This window comes from Trinickia fusca (assembly GCF_003628145.1).
Lineage (GTDB): Bacteria > Pseudomonadota > Gammaproteobacteria > Burkholderiales > Burkholderiaceae > Trinickia > Trinickia fusca.
Window position 1 is genome coordinate 950,897 of sequence record NZ_RBZV01000001.1, and the last position, 21,838, is coordinate 972,734.

21 protein-coding genes are annotated in these 21,838 nt (G+C 64.8%); 5 read left to right on the forward strand and 16 right to left on the reverse strand.

Annotated features, from left to right (window positions below; genetic code table 11):
- Window positions 1–21: 21 nt before the first annotated feature.
- Window positions 22–1,617, reverse strand: coding sequence for an ABC transporter ATP-binding protein (locus D7S89_RS03935; protein WP_121276076.1), 1,596 nt, complete (start codon window positions 1,615–1,617; stop codon window positions 22–24).
- A 278-nt stretch (window positions 1,618–1,895) separates the two neighbouring features.
- Between D7S89_RS03935 and D7S89_RS03940 the strand changes: the two genes are divergently transcribed.
- Window positions 1,896–2,828, forward strand: coding sequence for a LysR substrate-binding domain-containing protein (locus D7S89_RS03940; RefSeq protein WP_121275738.1), 933 nt, complete (start codon window positions 1,896–1,898; stop codon window positions 2,826–2,828).
- 107 nt (window positions 2,829–2,935) lie between these two features.
- On the opposite strand, the gene D7S89_RS03945 is transcribed toward D7S89_RS03940, so the two are convergent.
- On the reverse strand, window positions 2,936–4,354 hold the full coding sequence (locus tag D7S89_RS03945; RefSeq protein WP_121275740.1) for an 8-oxoguanine deaminase: 1,419 nt from the start codon (window positions 4,352–4,354) through the stop codon (window positions 2,936–2,938).
- A gap of 356 nt (window positions 4,355–4,710) precedes the next feature.
- Here D7S89_RS03945 and uraH point away from each other — a divergent pair, with 356 nt between their 5' ends.
- Window positions 4,711–5,064: a hydroxyisourate hydrolase gene (gene uraH, locus D7S89_RS03950; protein WP_121275741.1), complete on the forward strand. Its 354-nt coding sequence runs from the start codon at window positions 4,711–4,713 to the stop codon at window positions 5,062–5,064.
- A gap of 44 nt (window positions 5,065–5,108) precedes the next feature.
- The gene (locus D7S89_RS03955) at window positions 5,109–6,311 is read left to right on the forward strand and encodes a urate hydroxylase PuuD (protein WP_121275743.1); all 1,203 of its coding nucleotides are present in this window, start codon (window positions 5,109–5,111) and stop codon (window positions 6,309–6,311) included.
- Between the two features lie 119 nt (window positions 6,312–6,430).
- On the opposite strand, the gene flhD is transcribed toward D7S89_RS03955, so the two are convergent.
- The 10 genes from flhD to D7S89_RS04000 form a co-directional block, all read right to left on the reverse strand.
- Window positions 6,431–6,724, reverse strand: coding sequence for a flagellar transcriptional regulator FlhD (gene flhD, locus D7S89_RS03960; protein WP_121275744.1), 294 nt, complete (start codon window positions 6,722–6,724; stop codon window positions 6,431–6,433).
- Window positions 6,725–6,902: 178 nt separating this feature from the next.
- Window positions 6,903–7,043: a hypothetical protein gene (locus D7S89_RS27355; protein WP_183085087.1), complete on the reverse strand. Its 141-nt coding sequence runs from the start codon at window positions 7,041–7,043 to the stop codon at window positions 6,903–6,905.
- 302 nt (window positions 7,044–7,345) lie between these two features.
- Entirely contained in the window at window positions 7,346–7,858 is a 513-nt protein-coding gene (locus tag D7S89_RS03965; protein ID WP_121275746.1) for an ureidoglycolate lyase, read from the reverse strand.
- An 11-nt stretch (window positions 7,859–7,869) separates the two neighbouring features.
- Entirely contained in the window at window positions 7,870–8,883 is a 1,014-nt protein-coding gene (gene alc / locus D7S89_RS03970; protein WP_121275748.1) for an allantoicase, read from the reverse strand.
- 89 nt (window positions 8,884–8,972) lie between these two features.
- Window positions 8,973–9,494, reverse strand: coding sequence for a 2-oxo-4-hydroxy-4-carboxy-5-ureidoimidazoline decarboxylase (uraD, locus tag D7S89_RS03975; protein ID WP_121275749.1), 522 nt, complete (start codon window positions 9,492–9,494; stop codon window positions 8,973–8,975).
- Window positions 9,491–10,441, reverse strand: a complete 951-nt coding sequence (puuE, locus tag D7S89_RS03980; RefSeq protein ID WP_121275751.1) for an allantoinase PuuE — start codon at window positions 10,439–10,441, stop codon at window positions 9,491–9,493. Before puuE ends, uraD begins: the two co-directional genes overlap by 4 nt.
- A gap of 184 nt (window positions 10,442–10,625) precedes the next feature.
- Window positions 10,626–11,552: a muramoyltetrapeptide carboxypeptidase gene (gene ldcA / locus D7S89_RS03985; protein WP_121275752.1), complete on the reverse strand. Its 927-nt coding sequence runs from the start codon at window positions 11,550–11,552 to the stop codon at window positions 10,626–10,628.
- 30 nt (window positions 11,553–11,582) lie between these two features.
- Window positions 11,583–12,158, reverse strand: coding sequence for a tRNA adenosine(34) deaminase TadA (gene tadA / locus D7S89_RS03990; RefSeq protein ID WP_425470732.1), 576 nt, complete (start codon window positions 12,156–12,158; stop codon window positions 11,583–11,585).
- Between the two features lie 8 nt (window positions 12,159–12,166).
- Window positions 12,167–12,580 carry a DnaJ family domain-containing protein gene (locus tag D7S89_RS03995; protein WP_121275756.1) on the reverse strand — a complete coding sequence of 138 codons (414 nt, stop codon included), beginning with the start codon at window positions 12,578–12,580 and terminating at the stop codon, window positions 12,167–12,169.
- A gap of 148 nt (window positions 12,581–12,728) precedes the next feature.
- Window positions 12,729–13,007: a hypothetical protein gene (locus D7S89_RS04000; protein ID WP_245982648.1), complete on the reverse strand. Its 279-nt coding sequence runs from the start codon at window positions 13,005–13,007 to the stop codon at window positions 12,729–12,731.
- A gap of 264 nt (window positions 13,008–13,271) precedes the next feature.
- Between D7S89_RS04000 and D7S89_RS04005 the strand changes: the two genes are divergently transcribed.
- Window positions 13,272–14,921 (forward strand): PQQ-binding-like beta-propeller repeat protein, encoded by a 1,650-nt coding sequence (locus D7S89_RS04005; protein ID WP_245982651.1) that lies wholly within the window; start codon window positions 13,272–13,274, stop codon window positions 14,919–14,921.
- A gap of 74 nt (window positions 14,922–14,995) precedes the next feature.
- Here D7S89_RS04005 and D7S89_RS04010 read toward each other — a convergent pair whose 3' ends face one another.
- Window positions 14,996–15,193 carry a type II toxin-antitoxin system VapB family antitoxin gene (locus D7S89_RS04010; protein ID WP_121276080.1) on the reverse strand — a complete coding sequence of 66 codons (198 nt, stop codon included), beginning with the start codon at window positions 15,191–15,193 and terminating at the stop codon, window positions 14,996–14,998.
- Between the two features lie 272 nt (window positions 15,194–15,465).
- Between D7S89_RS04010 and pdxR the strand changes: the two genes are divergently transcribed.
- Window positions 15,466–16,998 (forward strand): MocR-like pyridoxine biosynthesis transcription factor PdxR, encoded by a 1,533-nt coding sequence (gene pdxR / locus D7S89_RS04015; RefSeq protein WP_121275759.1) that lies wholly within the window; start codon window positions 15,466–15,468, stop codon window positions 16,996–16,998.
- Between the two features lie 15 nt (window positions 16,999–17,013).
- Here the strand turns inward: pdxR and D7S89_RS04020 are convergent, their stop codons facing one another.
- Genes D7S89_RS04020 through D7S89_RS04030 form a run of 3 tightly spaced genes read right to left on the reverse strand, consistent with a single transcriptional unit; the run spans window position 17,014 to window position 21,696 of the window.
- Window positions 17,014–17,961: a dimethyl sulfoxide reductase anchor subunit family protein gene (locus tag D7S89_RS04020; RefSeq protein ID WP_121275761.1), complete on the reverse strand. Its 948-nt coding sequence runs from the start codon at window positions 17,959–17,961 to the stop codon at window positions 17,014–17,016.
- A 43-nt stretch (window positions 17,962–18,004) separates the two neighbouring features.
- Window positions 18,005–18,745, reverse strand: coding sequence for a 4Fe-4S dicluster domain-containing protein (locus D7S89_RS04025; RefSeq protein WP_121275763.1), 741 nt, complete (start codon window positions 18,743–18,745; stop codon window positions 18,005–18,007).
- Window positions 18,742–21,696: a molybdopterin oxidoreductase family protein gene (locus D7S89_RS04030; protein WP_121275764.1), complete on the reverse strand. Its 2,955-nt coding sequence runs from the start codon at window positions 21,694–21,696 to the stop codon at window positions 18,742–18,744. Before D7S89_RS04030 ends, D7S89_RS04025 begins: the two co-directional genes overlap by 4 nt.
- Window positions 21,697–21,838 lie beyond the last annotated feature (142 nt).

Below are 21,838 nucleotides of genomic sequence, written 5' to 3' on the forward strand. Positions count from 1 at the left end.
TCGGGTGCCCTGCATCGTCGTTCATGCGTGCAGCGGCTGCGGCTCGGGCGGCGCCGCACCCTTGTCGCCGAAGAGCCCGGCCATCCACAGGCCGATCTCTTCGGCATTGGTCTCGCCGGTCTTGCGCGCCGGGGACAGCCGTCCCCGCGCGAGCACGGCGATGCGATCGCAGATGTCGAACAGTTCGTCGAGTTCTTCTGAAATGACGAGCACCGCGACGCCCTTGGCGGACAGGTCGAGCAACTGCTGGCGAATGAACGCCGCGGCACCCACGTCGACACCCCAGGTCGGCTGCGCGAGCACGAGCACGTTCGGCGCCTGCAGGATCTCGCGGCCGACGATGTATTTCTGCAGATTGCCGCCAGACAGCGATTGCGCGAGCGCATCGGGGCCGCCGCAGCGCACGTCGAACGCCTCGATGCAACGCGCCGCGAATGCGTGCATCGCGCGCGCGCCGATCCAGCCGCGCCGGACCATGCCCGGCTGACGATGGGCGGTCAGGAGTGCATTCTCGGCCAACGACATCGCCGGCACCGCGCCGCGCCCCAGACGCTCCTCGGGCACGAATGCGAAGCCGAGCCGGCGCCGCGCGGCCGGGCCCAAGCGCCCCGCGCGCTTGCCGCACAATGTCACCGCGTCGGCTTGGGCGTTGCCGCGTTTCTCGCCCGACAGCGCGGCCAGCAACTCGGCCTGCCCGTTACCCGAGACACCGGCGATGCCGAATATCTCGCCCGCGTGCACGTCGAACGACACGTCCTGCAGCGACGTGCCGAACGGATCGTCACTCGCGACCGACAGGTGCCGGACCGCCAACAGCGCGTCGCCGGGCCGATGAGAACGGCGCGTGTAATCGGGCAACGAATGGCCGACCATCAGCTGCGCAAGCGAGGCATGCGTTTGCTCGCGCGGCTTCACGTGCCCCGTCACGCGGCCGCCACGCATGACGGTGGCCGTATCGCACAGCTCCTGGATCTCGTCGAGCTTGTGGCTGATGTAGAGGATGCTGCAGCCTTGCGCAGCGAGCCGCTTGAGCGTCTCGAACAGCTTGCGAACGGCTTGCGGCGTCAGTACCGAGGTCGGCTCGTCCATGATCAGGAGGCGCGGCGACTGCAACAGGCAACGCACGATCTCCACGCGCTGGCGCTCGCCGACGGTCAGGCTGTGGACATGGCGCTGCGGGTCGATGTCGAGCCCGTAGTCGGCCGATACCTCGCGAATGCGTTGGCTCAACGCGGCGAGATCGAACGGCTCGTCGAGCGCGAGTGCGATGTTCTCGCCGACCGTCAGCGTCTCGAACAGCGAAAAGTGCTGAAACACCATGCCGATGCCGAGCTTGCGCGCAGCCGCGGGGTTGCCGATCTCGACTACTTCGCCCTCCCAACGGATTTCGCCCGCATCGGGCCGCACGGCGCCGTAAATGATCTTCATCAGCGTGCTTTTGCCGGCGCCGTTCTCGCCGAGAACGGCATGGATCTCGCCCGGGGCGACGACGAGGCTCACGTCATCGTTCGCCCGTACGGCCGGGTATTGCTTGCTGATGCCGGTCAGCGCGAGGCGTGGCTTGACACTCGCCGTGCCTTGGCCCGGCTGGCCGTGAAGAAAGGAGGTATCGCTCATGAACTGTGTCGTCTTACCCTGCAACCTGAACTGCCCGCCGCTCGCGGCATTTTGCTCGCCGTTGGCGCGCATTTTGCCCGCCGTTCGCGCGCGTTTTCGTCGTGGCCCGACGATACCCAAATCGGGCGCCATCGTCGAGCCGCCAATATCGAGCAGAACGCCTTATTTTCCGCGTGCCACACGGGTATGTCTGTGCTTGACGCGTTTTTATGCACATATTAAAACCGTGATACCCCCATCCCCGTTCGATCAGCCGCCACATATATCCCGGAGAGATCATGAGTCAGCAACGCGAGGCGATCGACACCTACTTGTTGCGCGTCTTGCACACCCTCCTGATGGAGCGCAGCGTGACGCGCGCCGCCGTCAAGCTCAATCAGTCCCAACCCGCCATCAGCGCAGCGCTCAGGCGCCTGCGCGACATCACGGGCGATCCGCTGCTCGTGCGCGGCAAGTCAGGCATGGTGCCGACCGAATACGGCCTGCGCCTGCTTGATCCCGTGCAGAACGCGCTGCGCGAGATCGAGCGCATCCGCTTTCAGCAGCACAGCTTCGACCCTGGCACCTCGATCCGCTGCTACCGCATCGGCTGCCCCGACTACCTGAACGTGCTGTTCGTGCCGACCGTCGTCGAACGCTTTCGGCAGGCCGCCCCTAACGCGACGCTCGAATTCCACTCGCTGGGCCCTGCCTTCGACTACGAGCTCGCACTCGAAGAAGGCAAGCTCGACGTCGTCGTCGGCAACTGGCCCGAGCCGCCCGAGCAGCTGCATCTGTCGAATCTGTTCGTCGACCAGATCGTCTGCCTGACGAGCAACACGCACCCGTTCGCCAAGCGCGGCACGCTGACGCTCGACCAGTACCTGAACGCTCCGCATCTGGCGCCCACGCCCTATTCGGTCGGCCAGCGCGGCGCCATCGACGTGCACCTCGCACGCGAGCGGCTCAAGCGCCACGTCGTCGTCACGCTGCCCTACTTCAATCTCGCACCGTACGTCCTCGTGAAGTCGGATCTGATCTTCACGACGACCCGGCTATTTGCCGATCACTACGCGAAGTTCCTGCCCCTCACGGTACTGCCCGCGCCGCTCGACTTTCCGCCGATGCAGTACTACCAGTTGTGGCACGAGCGCTGCCATTACTCCGACGAAGTGCGCTGGCTGCGCGGGCTCATCGCCGATGCCACGCGTACGCTCGTCGAGCAGCCATGACTCGCTTGCTTGCGTCAGTGCATGAGGACTACCGCCCGCGCGCACCGAGATCGTGCGCGCGGCGTCCGGACGCCTCTGTGCGCTAACGCCTCCTCGTTCGAGCCGCGTCAGCGCGCCGCTTGCGTCAATGTGCGCGCGAGCGCGTTGTGGCGCTCGACCAACGGCCCCAAGTCCACCGTCGCAAGACGCCCCTCGCGCACGACGACCCTGCCGTCGATCACGCTATAGGCCACTTGTGACGGCGCACAGAACACCAGCGCCGCGACCGGGTCGTGCAGTGCCCCCGCAAACAACGGCTGGCGCAAATCGAACGCGATGAAGTCGGCCGCCATGCCCGGAGCCAACGCGCCAATGTCGTCGCGGCCCAGCACGGCCGCACCGCCAAGCGTCGCGATCTCGAGTGCCTCACGCGCCGTCATCGCGTCAGGACCGAAGCCCACGCGCTGCAACAGCAGGGCCTGACGCGCCTCGCCGATCATCTGCGCGCCGTCGTTCGACGCGGAGCCATCCACGCCAAGCCCCACCGGCACGCCCGCATCGCGCATCTTGCGGATCGGCGCGATGCCCGAGGCCAGCCGCATGTTCGAGCAAGGGCAATGCGCAACGCCCGTGCGCGTGCGGGCAAACAGCGCAATGCCGGACGCGTCGAGCTGCACACAATGCGCGTGCCAGACGTCGGGGCCGACCCAGCCGAGATCCTCGGCGTACTCGGCGGGCGTCATGCCGAACTTCTCGCGACTGTAGGCGACGTCGTTGACGTTCTCGGCCAAGTGCGTGTGCATCGACACGCCGTAGCGGCGCGCGAGCACGGCCGACTCGCGCATCAGGTCGCGACTGACCGAGAACGGCGAGCACGGCGCGACGACGACACGCAGCATCGCGTAGCGGCCTTCGTCGTGATAGGTCTCGATGAGGCGCGCGGTGTCCTCCAGGATGTCGCTCTCGCGCTCGACCAGCGAATCGGGCGGCAAGCCGCCGTCCTTGCGGCCCACGCTCATGCTGCCGCGGCTCGCGTGAAAGCGCATGCCGATGCGGCACGCGGCTGCGATGCTGTCATCGAGGCGGCTGCCGTTCGGATACAGATACAGATGGTCGCTCGAGGTGGTGCAGCCCGACAGCAGCAGCTCGGCCATTGCCGTCAGCGTCGAGACCTCGATCATCTCGGGTGTGATGTGCGCCCAGATGCGGTACAGATTCGTGAGCCAGCCGAACAGCTCGGCGTTCTGCGCGGCCGGAATCGCCCGCGTGAGGCTCTGATACATGTGGTGGTGCGTGTTGACGAGACCCGGCATCACGAGATGGCCGCGCAAGTCCAGCACTTCGTCGGCGCTCGCGGGCAGCTCGCTCGTGGGGCCTACCGCAACGATGCGGTTACCTTCGATATAGAGGCCCGCATCCTTGAGCTCGCGCCGCTCACCGTCCATCGTCACGAGCACGTCGGCATGCTTGACGAGCAATGTCCGTGGGCCGCGGTTGCTCGATGTGGCGCTAGCCACGCCGGCAACGCTGCTTTGATGAGTCGTCATGAGTTCTCCGCGTAGGGCTGTCGGCATAACGATCGAAGGCCAAAATAGCGCTGACAATGCGTCGTCCCGCGATACTCGCCTTCACGTCTGCCATATATTCCGATCAATTTGGCGTGCTGATGCCGCCGATACCGGGTTCGGCGACGGGCAAGCTGCCCCCGGTTGCCGCCGCTTCATGCTGCGGCGATTATCTTTCCTATCGCTCGCGCGCAGTCGCCCACGAGTTCTTAGAATGCCTGCACGGCGCTCAGCCATCACATCGCCGACGGGTATGAAAGCCACGCACGTGGAGCCTCGATCCGCCGCGATCGAGCTCGCTCGCCGCAACACTCGCATTCACATAAGGAAAACTGCGAATGGGAAAGCTCACTACCCACGTGCTCGACACGGCGCACGGCTGCCCCGGCGCCGGCATCAGGATCGAGCTCTATGCGCTCGGCGGCGAGGCACGCCGCGCGCTCAAGACCGTCGTCACGAATCACGACGGACGCTGTGACGCCCCGCTGCTCGAAGGCGAAGCATTCACCAATGGCGAATACGAGCTCGTCTTTCATGCTGGCGATTACTTCGCGCGCGCCGGCGTCGCGCTGCCCGAGCCGCGCTTCGTCGACCGCGTCGTGCTGCGCTTCGGCATCGCCGATTGCGCCGCGCATTATCACGTGCCGCTCCTCGTCTCGCCGTGGGCCTACAGCACCTACCGCGGCAGCTGACCCAACACCGATATCAACGACAAACAGGAGCTAGGAGACGTTTCATGGAAGGCTTCATCACCGACTGGCTGAATCTCGCGCTTCGCTGGCTGCATGTCGTGGTCGCGATCGCGTGGATCGGCGAATCGTTCTACTTCGTCGCACTCGACAATAGCCTGAAAAAGCCGAAGGACCCCGCACTGACGACCCGCGGCGTATTCGGCGAGCTCTGGCACGTGCACGGCGGCGGATTCTACAACATGCAGAAGTACCTGGTCGCGCCGCCCGAGATGCCCGAGGACCTGCACTGGTCCAAGTGGCCCTCGTATACGACCTGGATGTCGGGCTTCGCGCTGTTCACGGTCCTGTACCTGTTCTCGCCGAACACCTACCTGATCGACAAGACCGTGCTCGACATGGGCCCCGTCGTCGCGATCGCCTCGGCGCTCGGCTTCCTGATGGCCGGCTGGATCGTCTACGACTCGCTGTGCCGGCTGCTCGGCGCCAAAGACACCGTGCTCGGTATCTGCGTGGGCCTGTACGTGCTCGCGGCCGCCTGGCTCGCCTGCCACATCTTTTCGGGCCGCGCCGCCTACCTGATCGTCGGCGCCATGCTGGCGACGATCATGTCGGCCAACGTGTTCTTCGTGATCATCCCGGGCCAGCGCAAGATGGTCGACGCGCTGCTCAAGGGCGACACGCCGAACCCGATTTACGGCAAGCGCGGCAAGCAACGGTCGGTGCACAACACGTACTTCACGCTGCCCGTCGTATTCGCGATGCTGTCGAATCACTATGCGATGACGTACACGCACCGTTACAACTGGGCCGTGCTCGCGCTGATCATGCTGGCTGGCGCCCTGATCCGGCAGTTCTTCGTCATGCGCCATCGCGGCCAGGTGCTGTGGTATTTGCCGGCCGGCGGCGTCGTGCTGCTCTCCGGCGCCCTGGCCTGGACGTTGCCGCATCCGCAAGCCGCCCAGGCGGCCTCGGCCAATGCGGCCGCTACCCCGGCCGTGCGAGTGGCCGACATCGCCCCCGTGCTCCAGCAACGCTGTGCGGCGTGCCATTCGGCGCATCCGACGCTGATGGGCAGCGCACCGGTCGGCGTGATGTTCGACACGCCAGCAGAAATTACCCAGAACGCGCAGCGCATCTACCAGCAAGCGGTCACGCTGAAGGCGATGCCGCTCGGCAACGTCACGCACATGACCGACGACGAGCGGCAAAAGATCGCCGCATGGTTTGAAAAGGGCGCGTTGAACTAAGTCCGCCGTCGACGTAGGCGGGCCAGCCAACCCGCCCGCCGAAAAGCACAAGGCCCGCCGTCATAGGCGGGCCTTGTCGCTCACTTTCAATTCGATTTCAATGTTCCGGTTTGACCCGCTCAGGCAGCCTGCTCAGCCAGCACAGTCCTCGTGACGTTCCCGCGCGCGACGGGTGCCACCAGCGTCGAGAGCATCGTGCGGTCATTGAAGCGAAAAAAGCACAGCAGCTGATCGCACGACGCGAGCTTCACGATTTGCGCGACCGACAGATTCGACAGCAGATCGGCAAGCGGCGCCGTCAGCCCGAGCCGCGCCATGCCCGCCGCGCGGTCCTCGCGCAGCAGACGCTGCACCAGCGACAAATACGTCAAATTGATTTCCTTGATCGAGTCGAGCATGTCGCAACCGTTCATGGCGTCCCCCGAGGTATTTATGCGTTGGAGTGGTCTTTTATCCGTCCCTGATTGCCCCCGATCGTGTCGCGGGGTGCCTGTCGCAAACTGCGTTGCGTATCGTCTTCAACAGCCGTCTTCAACAGCGGTCTTCAGCGGCGCGCTGCAAACGTTTGCAGCGCCGCCCAAACAAAATCGGTCAGCAGCCGCGGCGCTCGTCGGCCACGCCGGCTGCGATGAGGTTACGCGCCACTTCGAGCAGCAGATGTTGCGTCAGCGCGCCCGCGCCACCTTCGGTCAGACGCTTGAGTTCGAGCAGGTCTTGGGCAATGAGGCTCATCTGAATCTCTCCGTTAGGTCGGTGCGCAGTGACTGCGGTTACTGCTGTTGCGCTTCGGTTCATCACAGGAATCGATTCCCCACGCCCAAAGTATTGATCAGCCGATTGCCGAATCAAATCAGCCGCCGCTGAACCTCGCGTAATACGTGGAGGCTGTCGTGTCAGCACATTCCTACATCGAGAGTCGGCAACATTGACGTAAACGACGACGCCCGCGGCAAGCCGCGGGCGTCTCGTCGCAACCCATTTCCCGGAAGGCGCGTCAGGCACGGCTTGCCTCGCCCGCACTACGCTCTTTTGCGTCAGGCCATCGCTTCGCGCAAAGCCTGCTCGGTGAGCCAGAGCGATTCGGGCAGCGTCTGCTCGTCGCAGTTGTGTCCTTCCCCACCCCGATCCACGACGATGAAATCGCTCGACTCGCCCAGCGCGATCAGCGGGTGGTGCCATACACCTTTCGCATAATTCACGCCTTGCCAGCCCTGCGTGACGAATGCGCGGATCTTTTGGGGCACGATCTCGCCGGCCGGCGCGACGACGACCAGATACGGCCGCTCGGTCAGCGGAATGAACGCCTGGCTGCCGAGCGGATGGCGCTCGAGCATCGTCACTTCGAACGGCAGCGTGCGCGGCTGGCCGCGAAACAGGTTCACGAGCGGCCGCCCCCCCTCGTCGGTCACGTCGACGTGTGCCAGATCGTGATAGCGCATCGTCGTGCCGAGGTTGATCGGGATTTGCCGCGCGCCGGCCAGTTCGATCACGTCGCCGAATGGCGCGAATGCCGTGCGGGTAAGCGGTTCGATCAAGAGCGTTGTCATCGGGCCATCCGTCAATCGAGCACGCCCCACAAACGCAGCCGCGAGACGCCGCCGTCCGGAATGATGTTCAAGCGCACGTGCGTGACGGCGCCCAGCGCGGCAATCTCGCTCTCGTAGAAATGCTGCTTGTCCATCTGCAGCTTTTGCTCGCCCAGCAGCACGGGCCAGAACATCGCCTGCGTCACGAGCGAGCTATCGGTGCCGCCCGAGACATAGGCCGCCTGAATCGAGCATCGGTCCGGATAGTTACCCTTGAAGTACGCCGTGTCGACTTCGATCCGCTTGATCGCGCCAGGATGCGCGAGCGCGATGATCGCCCAGTCGTTGCCGGGCTCGCGACGGCGGCGCGTCTCCCAGCCATCGCCCATGTTCACGCCGCGGCCCGGCATCAGCAGATTGGACGCCGCACCGAAGTGCTGGTTGTTGGCGGCCACGACATGGGCTCCGTTTTCCATCGCGGCCAGATCGACGAGCTCGCTGCGGTTGGTGCCGGCCCAATCGACTTGCGGCTGGCCGTACACGCGCAGCCGCGCGACGCCGCCGTCCGGATACAGGTTCAGCCGCAGGTGCGTGAATGCCTGGCCGTTCGTCACGTCGAGATAGTGGTGGCTATTGCCTTGCAGCGTCGTCGACGGCACGATCTCGACCCACTCGGTCGTGCTGCCGGGCGTGCCTGCGCCCGGCACGAACGCGGCCTCGACCGAAGCGGCGGGCGGAAAGTTGCCCGTGAAATGGCTCGTGTCGATGTCGAGCCCCTTCACGACACCCGCGCGCGCGAGCTTGACGATGCACCAGTCGTAGCCCGTCGTGCGCTTGCGGCGCGTCTCCCAGCCGTCCATCCACTTGCCGTGATCGTCGTACTTGCCGGCAATGAACACCGCAGGCTCCGGATTGAGCATCCGCTCCTTCGGTGCGAAGAATTCGTCGCTCGCTTCGAGCGCCTGCGCGCCGAGCCGCGGGTCCGCGAGGTTCACGTAACGGCGTGTGAAGTCGGGGGCATTGGGGTCGAGAATCGAAACAGCCATCGTTGTCGTCCTTCCAGTCTGTCGGTGTGTTCTTGTCGTAGAAAATGGGCGCTTGCGCGCGGCGTGGGTGCCGGGATACGTGCAGCGATCTACGCCGCGACGAGATCGTCGAGGCGAAAACGCGCGATGCGATAGATCTGCTCGAGGCTCGTGCGCAGCTCGTCGGCGCGGCTGTGATTCACGCGCGCTTCGAAGTTCGCGATGACGCCCTTGCGGTCGTAGCCGCGTACCGCGAGGATGAACGGAAAGCCGAACTTCTCGCGATAGGCCCGGTTCAGGCGCTGGAGCGCGTCGAATTCCTCGGGCGAGCACTGCGACAGCCCTGCTCCGCTTTGCTCGCGCGTGGACTCGGCGGTCAGCTCGCCGCGCACCGCCGCCTTGCCGGCCAACTCCGGGTGAGCATTGATCAGCGCGAGCTGACGTGTCTCGCCCGCGGCGGCGACGATGTCGGCCATCTTGCGATAGAGCGCATCGACGTTCGCGAACGGACGCGCACCGGCCGCTTCGCGCGCGACCCATGGTGAATGTTCGAAGATCCCGCCCAAAGCCGCGACGAACGCGGCTTCGTCCATGGTGTTTAGTTGTGCCAACGTGTGTTGCATAAGCTTCATGCCGTCTTGCCGTCCGTTCGTGCCTGATAGGGATGCCGCGCGTGCCAGTGCCGCGCGATGTCGATACGCCGCGTCACCCAGACGCGACCGTATTTTTCGATGTGATCGAGAAAACACTGCAACGCGCGAAAACGCCCCGGACGGCCCAGCAGCCGGCAGTGCATGCCGATCGACAGCATCTTCGGCGCCTCATCGCCTTCTTCATACAACACGTCGAACGCGTCGCGCAGGTAGGCGAAGAAGTGATCGGCCGTATTGAAGCCCTGCGGCGTCGCAAAGCGCATGTCGTTCGTGTCGAGCGTGTACGGCACGATCAATTGCGGCCGCTTCTCGCCGCCCGTCACTTCAACTTCGGTCCAGAACGGCAGGTCGTCGCCGTAATAGTCGGCGTCGTACAGAAAGCCGCCATATTCGGCGACGAGCCGACGCGTGTTCGGACTGTCGCGGCCCGTGTACCAGCCGAGCGGACGCACGCCCGCCACGCGCTCGATCGCTTCCATGCCGAGCCGCATATGCTCGGCCTCGCGCTCGGGCGACATGTCCTGATAGTGGATCCAGCGCCAGCCGTGGCAAGCGATCTCGTGGCCGAGCTCGACGAATGCGCGCGCGACCTCGGGGTGACGCTCGATCGCCATTCCCACGCCGAACACCGTCAGCGGCAGGCCGCGCTTTTCGAATTCGCGCAGAATGCGCCACACACCCGCCCGCGAGCCGTATTCGTAGATCGACTCCATGCTCATGTGGCGCGCCGGATAGGCTGCTGCGCCGACGATTTCGGACAGAAACTGCTCGGACGCCGCATCGCCATGCAGCACACAGTTCTCGCCGCCCTCTTCGTAATTGAGGACGAACTGCACGGCCACGCGGGCACGCCCAGGCCAGTCGGCCTGCACGGGATGACGGCCGTAGCCGACCAGATCGCGCGGATAGGAAGAGTCGAATGCCATGGTTTCGCCAAAAACCGCGGTGAAGGAACGGTGCCCGCGCGGACGCCGGCCGGCCGCCCGCAGGCTACCGAACCGGGCTACCGCAAGCGGCACCAGGACGAAAACCAGTGTAGCGAAAACGACTCGGAGCGCCCATACAGCGGCGAGAATACTGCGAGTCAGACGGCGTGTATGTGGGTGCGCGTCAAGTCAGGCAGGGGTGGCCCGACACGCTGAGACGCAGGCCGTGCGCATTGGCGATGAGCTCGGCCGTCGCGCCGACGGGCAGCGTCACGATGTCGGCGATGTGTCCGAACGGCAGCCCGGTCAGGACCGGCAGGCCCGTGACCGCGCGGATCTGCTCGATCATGGCCGAGAGACCATAGCCGTTGTCGTACGCGTACTCCTTGCTGCCCGAAAAATCGCCGAGCACGAGCGCCTGCTGGCGCGCGAGAATGCCAGCCAGATGGAGCTGATAGATCATCCGTTCGATGCGGAACGGCTGTTCGTTGATGTCTTCGATGAACAGGATGCCGCCCTCGATCTGCGGCATGTACGGCGTGCCGACGAGCGCGGCCAGCGTCGAGAGGTTGCCGCCCCACAACGTGCCCTTCAAGTTGACGGATTGCGTCTGCGGCACATCGGCGACGAGCGTGAACGACGGCTGCGTCAGCGCTTGCCAGAAATGCGCAGCCGTGAACGCGCTGAGCTCCTGCGCACCGAAGTTCGTGGCCAGCATCGGGCCGCTGAACGTCGTCACGCCCGCGCGGGCGAGCAGTGCCAGCTGAATCGCCGTGAAATCGCTGTGCCCGACGAGCGCGACGGGCCGCTCGAGCAGACGGCGCTTCAAGCCGTCATAGTCCAGCTGCGGCAACAGGCGAATGGCGCCGTAGCCGCCGCGCACGGACAGGACGATGTCGGGCAACGCATGAGCGGTGTCGGCGAGCCGGTTCAGGTCGAGTGCGCGCGCGTCGTCGCTGCCGCCGAAGCGTTGATGCCGGCGCTGCGTCGCCTCGATGCCGCGCACGTCGTGTCCCGCCTCGCGCAGCCGGGTGACCGCACGTTCGACCGCTTCGCCGTCAGGCGGATAGCCCGATGGGGCGATGAGTTCGATCGTGCGCGAAGCGGTCATGGGCGCGTTGAAGTCAAAAAGTGAGGAGGCTCAAACAGGCTCGGGCGGTGTACAGGCGGCAGCCTGAGCCGCCGCTGCGGCCCGCGCCTCGCGAACGGCCTGGCGCCGATGGGCAAAGAACGATTTGAGCGCGTTGCCGCATTCGGTTTCGAGTACGCCGCCGGCCACCCGCGTGTGATGATTCAGCTGTGTGTTGGCGAAGACGTCGACGACGCTGCCGCATGCGCCCGTCTTCGGATCGTGGGCGCCGAACACGACGCGGGCGATGCGCGCATGCATGATCGCGCCGGCGCACATGAGGCAGGGCTCGAGCGTCACATAGAGCTCGCAGCCCGGCAGACGATAGTTTTGCTGGACCTGCGCAGCCGCGCGCAGTGCAACCATTTCGGCATGCGCCGACGGGTCATGCGCACCGATCGGATGGTTGAAACCCGTTGCAATGACTTCGTCGCCGCACACGAGCACGGCGCCGACCGGCACCTCGCCCGCTGCGCGCGCGGTTTCGGCCGCGGCAAGCGCTTGCGCCATGAACCGACGATCGCGCTCCAGCGACGCGTCGGCTTCGCGCGAATCGACGGGCTCGATCGCGCTGCCCGGCGTCGTCAGCGGCGCATTCACGAGTGCCCCACCAAGCCCGCCGCGTCAGCCACCGGATCGCCCTGCACGCGCTCGCACAGCCGCTCGGCAATGCGGCGGCAGTAATCGCGTGGCACCGCGGTGGGCTCACCACGCAGCGACTCGAGCGCCATGTCGAGTGCCAGCATCTTCGCTTGCACGCGGCAGCGCGTGGCGCGGTCGCCCGCGGCTTTCAACTCGTCCTGCAAGTGACGCAGCGAGCGCAACTGTTCGACCGCAGGCGGCACGAAACCAGCGTTTTTCAGAATTCGATTCGCGACGCGAACCTCTACGGGGACGAGCAAGTCGTCATCGAGCGCCTGCGGCGCACCGGCCCCCGGCAAGTCGTCGAACGCACCGCGCGCGGCAGCCGCGGCAATACGCTGTTCGACCAAGGCATCAAGCAATTTCATCTGCAATCCACTACATGGCGGCGCCGGCATTTTAACAGGGTGTCCGACCGCGCCTAGCTGTGTTTTACCGAGACACTGCTCCAGTGACTTTTTTACCGATATCCGGCCCCGGCGACTTCGCCTGGGCATGCCGACGGCGGACGTGACGTCACTTGCCGAGCCGCACCCGCAGTTCGCGCGCGGTTTCGAGGAGCCCCTCGTAGCCGGCGCGGCTGTGCTCGGGTAAATCGGGATCGCCGACGAGCGCGCCGAGCGTCTCGATGAGGCTGTACAGAATCCCCTTCGCGGCGCTGACCGCGATATTGCCGGACGACAGCAGCGTATCGACGTGATTGAGCGCGGCGTCCAGATCCTCGAGTTGTTCGGGTTCGGACTCGCGCTTGGTGGACGCATCTTCGGTGGGCTTGTCTGACGGATCGGGCGTCATGGCGTCATTCCCCTACGTTCGCTCGGGCCGCGTGCCGTCGTGAGTCGTGGCGGTACGCATGGCCCCGGTACGTTTTTATATACCTGCGGCTTGCCCGCGTCCACTACCCGGCTAACACCGCGCCCGGCTTACGTTGCGAATGTGCTTTCTTTTGGGGGCGCCGATTTTTCGCCCAAGCCCGTCTAGGATTGTCAGTAGCACGCCAGCGGTTGGGAGTCGCAGATGAAACCACCCCTTCGGATGAAAAGCGCTTACGCGCTCCCCATGCTTATCGCCGTCTTCATCGGTTGCGGTGGCGGCGGTGGCAGCATTTCGATTTCTTCCGGCTCTGGTTCGGGGCTCGGAAGCGGTTCAGGCTCGGGGTCTGGCTCCGGCTCGGGAAGCGGCTCACCGGGGTCACCGTCCGTCGATGTTCTGACTTATCACAACGACATCGCGCGTACCGGTCAGCAACGGGTGGAAACGACGCTCACGCCCGCCAATGTGAACGCCACGACGTTCGGCAAGATCGGCTTCGATGCCGTCGACGGCAAGGTCGATGGCGAGCCGCTTTATTTGTCTGCCGTGTCGATCGCCGGGGGCAACCACAACGTGCTGGTTGTCGTGACGGAGCACGCGAGCGTCTATGCGTTCGATGCCGACAATGGCGGGCTGATTTGGCAGGTTTCCACGCTAGGCAACAATGAAACGCCGAGTGACAACAGGAACTGCACCCAGATCACACCTGAAATCGGCATCACGTCAACGCCCGTCATCGACCGATCGCGGGGACCGCATGGCACGATCTACGTGGTCGGGATGTCGAAGGACAGCTCGGGCGGCTATCACCAGCGCATCCATGCGCTCGATATCACGACCGGCTCCGAGCTGTTCGGCAGCCCGACGGAAGTCACCGCGTCGTTCCCCGGTAACGGCCCGAACAGTGCTGGCGGCGTCGTGACGTTCAATCCGGCGCAGTATGCGGAGCGCCAGTCGCTGCTGGAGCTCAATGGCAAGATTTATACGGGCTGGACGTCCCACTGCGACCTGGCCCCCTACAACGGCTGGGTGATCGTGTATAGCGCCGACACGCTCACGCAGACGAACGTGCTGAACCTGACGCCGAACGGCACGGAAGGGTCGATCTGGATGAGTGGAACCGGCATGGCATCGGACGGCCAGTCCATCTACTTTCTCGACGCGAACGGTACGTTCGACACGACGCTGGACGCGAATGGCTTCCCATCGCTCGGCGACTTCGGCAATGCATTCATCAAGCTCGGAACGACGAACGGGCTCACGGTCTCTGACTACTTCAGCGTGTCGAATACGGTGGCCGAATCGCAAGCGGACGAAGATCTCGGCTCAGGCGGAGCACTGGTGCTGCCGGACTTCACCGACGCGGCCGGCGGCATTCATCATCTTGCGGTCGGCGCGGGAAAGGATGCGAACATCTACGTCGTGAACCGCGACGCGATGGGCAAATTCAATCCAAACGCGAACGACATCTACCAGGAGATCAGCGGCCAGCTCGGCGGGAGCGTGTTCGGGATGCCTGCCTACTTCAACAACACAATTTACTTTGGGGCGGTAGGCGACAACATCAAAGCGTTCGGCGTTGTGCAGGCAAGGGTGTCGACGGTCCCGGCCAGCAAGTCTCCCGAGACGTTCGTTTACCCAGGAGCGACACCCAGCGTGTCGGCCAATGGCACATCGAATGGGATTGTGTGGGCAGCGCAGAACGGCACCATCGCGGGACTCTATGCGTACGACGCGACGAATCTCGCGCATGAGCTCTACAACAGCAATCAGGCGCCGAACGGTCGAGATCAATTCGGCATGGGCAACAAGTTCATCACGCCGATGATCGCGAACGGAAAGGTCTATGTGGGGACCACGAATGGTGTGGCGGTGTTTGGGCTGTTAGGCCCCTAGTAGTGCCCGGTGGCAGGCAAAAAGGGAATGCCGACTGCGAATGTGGCCTATCCAGATCGAGACGTCGACGATGATCATTCCGCGTCAGGCCTCCGGCGTGGGATGTCCTCCATACCCCGGTTACTGCCGCCGAGCGCCGCAAGACGGCGTGCCGCCTCACGTTGGATCAAGGCTTTAAGTGCTTCTCTGACGAGCGCCGATTTCTCGTTCAAACCCGTATAGACCTGCGCCTTCGCCAGCAAGTCGTCGTCTATAACGAGTGTCGTGCGCATCTTGACCTCCGTTGAATGGGGCATGAATTATCGCATCGACTGACGCACAAATTGATGCCCGGCAGCCTCCGCGAACACTACCAAGACCGAGGCTTTTTCCCAATCGTCGACGCACGACGAATTTGCGTACCATTCCATCGTGGCGGCGTATATTGGTGCCAGACGCAACCGTCCATTCAATCCATACCTGCGGCCAGACGCGCTCTCCTCGCAAGACTGCGCGGGCAGAAACGCAAGTCTCGCGATCTCTCGCATCGACTACAGGAGCAAGCGTGCCGAGTCGTCCCCCGACCGCCTTGTGGGCCCAACAGTTCCGGCGGTCGTCGGCATCCAAGGCAAGTCTGCAGGATCAGATCCGGCAGATGCTCGTGGCCGCGATCCTCGACGGCCAGTTGCCGCCCGACGCCGCGCTGCCGTCGAGCCGTGAACTCGCCGATCAGTTGGGCGTCGCCCGCAACACGGTCGTGCTTGCCTACCAAATGCTCGTCGAAGAAGGCTATCTGATCTCGCGCGAACGTAGCGGACACTTCGTGAACGCAGCGATGCTCGGAGGCCGGCCTTGCCTCGACGCCGCTCCGTCCGTGGCGTCCGCGTCCGCCGACGCAGACGCACCGGGCCGACCCATCTGGCAACAGCGCATCGCGCGCCCGCCGTCGCAGCAGCGCAATATCGTGAAGCCCGCGAATTGGCAGCACTACGAATTTCCCTTCATCTATGGCCAGTTCGACCAGTCGCTGTTTCCCATCAACGACTGGCGAGAGTGCTGCATGAAAGCCCTGTCGGTCATGGAGATCCGCAACTGGGCACCTGACCTGATCGAGCGTGACGACGAATCGCTGATCCAGCAGATCCGCACGCGCGTGCTGCCGCGGCGTGGCGTCTTCGCGATGCCCGACGAAATCATCATCACGAACGGCTGCCAGCAGGCGTTGTACCTGATTGCCGACCTGCTCTGCGGCGAGGACACGACGGTCGGTTTCGAGAATCCAGGCTATCCCGACGCCCGCAACATCTTCGAAAACCGCAATGCGCGGCTGCTGCCGCTGCCGGTCGACAGCAACGGGATTGCACCCGATGCGCTCCGCGATTCGCTCGCGCGCTGCGACTACGTGTATGTGACGCCGAGCCACCAGTGCCCCACCACCGCGACGATGCCGGTCGAGCGCCGCCACGCGCTGCTCGATTGCGCCCGGCAGCACGACTTCGTCATCGTCGAGGACGACTACGAGAGCGAGAACACGTTCTCCGGCACGCCGCACCCAGCGCTGAAAAGCCTCGACACGGCCGATCGCGTGATCTACGTCGGCAGTCTCTCGAAGACCTTCGCGCCTGGCCTGCGGCTCGGCTACGTGGTCGGCCCGCGCGAGCTGATTCGGGAGCTGCGCGCGCTGCGACGCCTGATGGTGCGGCATCCTGTCGGGTACATCCAGCGCGCGTTCGCGACGTTTCTCGCCCTCGGGCACCACGACGCGCTGCTGCGCCGGCTCGCGCACGCGTACCGCGAGCGCTCGCAGGCCCTGATGGCCGCGCTCGATGCGCATCTGCCGGAAGCGCGTTACGTGCCTATCACGGGCGGTGCGTCGTCCTGGGTCGAAGGTCCTGAGTGGCTCGACGACACGCGCCTTGCGGCCGACGCGCAGGCGGCCGGCATTCTGATCGAGCCCGGTAGCGTGTTCTTCATGAACGACGACCAGGACGCACGACGCTATTTCCGTATGGGCTTCTCGGCCATTGCACTGGATCGGATCGAGCCCGGCGTGCGTGCGCTCGCGCAATGCGTGCGCGCGCAGCAGCCCACTGCCTGACGCACGGCCCACCCGTCAAGACGCGCGCTGGTAGTAAAGGTTTTGCGGATGCCGCGCATCCGCGAAGAAGAACCAGCGCTCCGCGACAAGGCCCGCATACTGGATCACGAACGCAGCGCCGAGTACGACAGCGACAGCCGTCGACATCTGCGCGAGCGCGCCCGCGCCCGTCAGCACGAATGGCACCGCGAACGCGGCGACCAGGAAGCCGACCTTGACCATCCGCACCGTGCCGCTGCTCTGCCCGTGAAAGAACTCGCGCGTGTTGAACGCGCTCGCCGTGAAGCCACGCGACTTCTGCTCAACCTTCGCGTCGCGAATGCCGGTCGCGCTCTGCACGGTCGACTTCGGCACGAGTCGCGCGTTGCGCTTGAGCGATGCGACACGCGTCGCGCAGCCCGCGAGCGTCAAGACACATGCCCACGGTGCGACCAAGCCGACGAGCGAGGGCGCGAGCCACGCTGCGCACGCGGTTGCAAGGGTGCACCCGGACGCGCAGCCGAGCAGCACGAAGTTCACAAGCGTGAGCGGGCTCGCCCATTCCTGCAGGAAGCGCAGGCACGCGTAGATCATCGCGGTGCAGACGAACAGTGCGACGCTCGCCGCCGCACCGAGTACGCCGATCGCGAGCGTGCCGCCGAACCCGACCCAATGCGCGATGCCGTACCCAAACGCGAGCGACAGGAACACGGGCAGCGCGATGCATTCACGCGACAGCCACGAGGTGCGCCACATCGCGATGGCACGCCATGCGCGCTCCGGATGCCCGAGATGGAAGAACGACGCGAACAGGCCGAGCGTGCCGAGCGTGACCGTCAACGCGGCGCCGACGATATAGAACGCCGACGGAATGTCGGTGCTCGTTGCCCGTGCAACCGCTTCGATCGCCACGAGCGTAAGCAGCAGGCCCTGCGCGGTCCCGCAGAGCGTGGTGAGAAAAATGACTGAGAAAGCGGGCCGCATGGAAACTCCCTCGATGCCGATGGATTGATGTGAACCGCCCGATTCATCGCCGCACGGCCATTGCCGCGAGATCGATCTCGCCGCGTTCGTAGCGCGCTTCGAGCGAATCGTCCGCCGCTGACGACGTGCTCCCGCACCCGCCGCCCTTCCCGCAGCCGCACGACGGCTCGGTCTTCACGCGTGGCAGATAGTGGTTCGACGGCTTCGTGTCCCACTCCGGCATCAACTGATACCCCCCGCGCTCGCGAATCGCGCGCGACACCTCCGACTCCGGATCGTGAATGTCGCCGAAGAGCCGCGCAGACGTCGGGCACGCGAGCACGCAAGCCGGCTTGCGATCGCGCTCGGGCAGTGCGTCGTTGTAGATCCGGTCCGCACAGAGCGTGCACTTCGTCATCTCTTTGCGGCCTTCGTCCAGCTCCCGCGCGCCGTACGGGCACGCCCACGCGCAATACTTGCAGCCGATGCACTTGTCGTAGTCGACGAGCACGATCCCGTCCGACTTGCGCTTGTAGCTCGCACCGGTCGGGCAGACCGGCACGCACGGCGGATCTTCGCAGTGCAGACAGGATTTCGGGAAGTGGATCGTGTCGGTCAGGGGAAACACGCCCGCCTCGTACGTCTGCACGCGATTGAAGAACGTGCCCGACGGATCGTCGTCGTACGGTCGGATGTCCGTGAGGCTGCCTGCCTCACCGGACGTGTTCCACTCCTTGCAGCTCGTCACGCAGGCATGGCAGCCGACGCAGACGTTCAAGTCGATGACGAGGGCCATTTGGGTCATGTTACGGTTCCTCCCTCAGAGTCCTTCTGGGTCGCATCGGACGCGAACGCGCGCCGCAACCGTGCCGCGAACTCACCCTTGCCCGCGAAGTACGCCTGCACGCGCTGCAGCACATTCGTCGAGCCGGGCAGCGGTTGCATCGGCGCGAACTGCGGCAGCGTCGTCGTCGCATCGGCCTCGGCCGGATAGACCCGCACGCGCACGTCGTACCAGCCGGCCTGGCCCGTGATCGGATCGGAATTCGAGATCCGCTCGCCGGCTCGCATGTCGCTCGGCAACTCGTCGGTGATCACATGATTCAGCAGAAAGCCGCGCTGCGACTCACCCGCGCCCGGCCCCAGGTTCCATGCGCCGGCGGCCTTGCCGATCGCGTTCCAGGTCCACACCGTGCCCGGCTCGACCGCCTCGCTGTAGCGCGCGCGGCAACGCACCTTGCCCCACGGCGATTCGACGTAGATCCACCCGCCGTCGTCGATGCCCTCTGCTGCTGCCATTGCGGGATTCACGAACAGATGGTTCTCGCCGTGAATCTGCCGCAGCCAGGCGTTCTGCGAATCCCATGAGTGATACATCGCCATCGGCCGCTGCGTGATCGCCGCGAGGGGATAACGATCGAGATCGGTTGCATCGCGCTCGAGCGGCGGATACCAGAACGGCAACGGATCGAAGTAGCGCGCGATGCGCGCGCGCAGGTGATCGGGCGGCTGCCGTCCTTTCGTCTTGCCCTGCGCAGCGAGACGGAAAGTCTGCATGACTTCCGAATAGAGCTGGATGACGATCGGCACGCCGTACTTACGCATCCCGTTCTCGACCGCCCATTCCATGTACGGGCCGTTGAAGTTGCGCATGTACTGCAACGACTCCGGGAGCCGGTGGTGATAGACGCAGTTGTTCTTCGCATACTGCTCCCACTGCTTCGGATTCGGCTCGCCGATGACGGCCTTCGTCCCGTCCGTGCCGCGCCAGCCAATCAGAAAGCCCGTGCCCGAATCAGGCGCGGTCTGGAAGTTGATGACGAAGTCGGGATAATCGCGGAACTTGCGCTTGCCGTCCGGCGTCGTGAACGCCGGAAACTTGAGCCGGCTGGCGAGCTCGATCAACACCTCCTGGAACGGCTTGCATTCGCCCGTCGGCGGCACCACCGGCACGCGCACCGAATCGACGGGACCGTCGAATTCGGAGATCGGGCGGTCGAGCACCGACATCACGTCATGGCGTTCGAGATAGGTCGTGTCGGGCAGGATCAGATCGGCAAACGCGGTCATCTCCGATTCGAACGCGTCGCAAACGACGAGAAACGGGATCTTGTATTCGCCGTCCGCTCGCTTGTCGACGAGCATGTTGCGGACTTCCGTCGTGTTCATCGACGAATTCCATGCCATGTTCGCCATGAAGATCAGTAGCGTGTCGATGGGATACGGATCGCCCCGCCACGCATTCGTGATCACCGAATGCATGAGCCCATGCACCGCGAGCGGATATTCCCACGAGAAGGCCTTGTCGATGCGCGCAGGCGAACCGTCGTCGTGCACGAACAGATCCTCAGGCTTGGCAGGCCAGCCAAGCGGGCCAGTCGCGAGCGGCGTGTTCGGCTTGATCGACGCCGGATCGCTCGGCGGCTTGGCCGACGGCGGTGCCGCCCGCGGGTACGGCGCCTTGTGACGGAAGCCGCCCGGACGATCGATCGTGCCGAGCAGCGACATCAGCACCGCCATCGCGCGAATCGTCTGGAAGCCGTTCGAGTGCGCGGCCAGTCCGCGCATTGCATGGAACGCGATCGGCGCGCCTTCCACCGTGTCGTGCGTCTTGCCCCACGAATCGGTCCACTGAATCGGCAGCGCGATCCGCTGCTCGCGCGCGACGGCCGCCATCTCGCGCGCGATGCGCCGAATCGTGTCGGCCGCGATACCGGAGATCTCCGCCGCCCACTCCGGCGTGCAAGGCGCAACCTGCTCGCGCAGCAGCGTGAACGACGGCGCGACCGGCGTGCCGTCCTCGAGCGTGTAGCGGCCGTCGAGCGCGGGCTCCGCGCCGTCCGTGTGATGCAGCACCGCACGGTTAGTGCGCGCGTCCCACCAGAGATGATTCTGCGGGTACAGTGCGTTGACTTCAGGCGCATCGGGATCGCGGACGAAAAGGCCGAACGTGTCGCGTTCCTCGCGCAAATCGACGAGCTCGCCCGCATTCGTGAATCGCTCGACGAATGCGCGATCGTAGGCATCGAGCTCGATCAGCTCGCGAATCAATGCCATGAACAGCGCGCCATCCGTGCCGGGGCGAATCGGAATCCATTCGTCGGCAATCGCCGCATAGCCGGTGCGCACGGGATTGATCGCAATGAAGCGCCCTCCCGCCCGCTTGAACTTCGACAATGCGATCTTCAGCGGATTCGAGTGATGATCCTCGGCTGTGCCGATCATGAAGAACAGCTTCGCGTGGTCGAGATCGGGGCCGCCGAACTCCCAGAACGAGCCACCGATCGTATAGATCATGCCGGCCGCCATGTTCGCCGAGCAGAACCCGCCATGCGCAGCGTAATTGGGCGTACCGAACTGCTTCGCGAACAGACCCGTCAGCGCTTGCATCTGATCGCGGCCGGTGAAGAGCGCGAACTGTTTCGGATCGGTCGCACGCAGATGCGCGAGGCGCTTCTCGAGCGTCGCGAAGGCGACGTCCCACGACACGGGCTCGAACTGCGCGTCGCCGCGCGCCGCGCCGCGCTTGCGCATCAGCGGCCGCGTGAGACGCGCCGGCGAGTACTGCTTCATGATCCCCGACGAGCCTTTCGCACAGATCACGCCCTGGTTCAGCGGATGGTCCGGATTGCCGTCGATGTAGCGAATCTCGCCGTCGCGCAGGTGCACGCGAATCCCACAGCGGCACGCGCACATGTAGCACGTCGTGGTCTTGACCTCGAGCTTCTCGTTCTGCGTGCGCGCGTGATGGTCCATCGTCCTTCCTCCTTCACGGATAGCGGCCCCCGAACCTCGACGAGGAAGGGGCCGGCAATTCGGCATCACTTATGCTACGTGCGGCAGGAGCCGACAAAAAGTCGCTTTCCATGATCGAAACTATCGGCCCGCCAGATAGTTC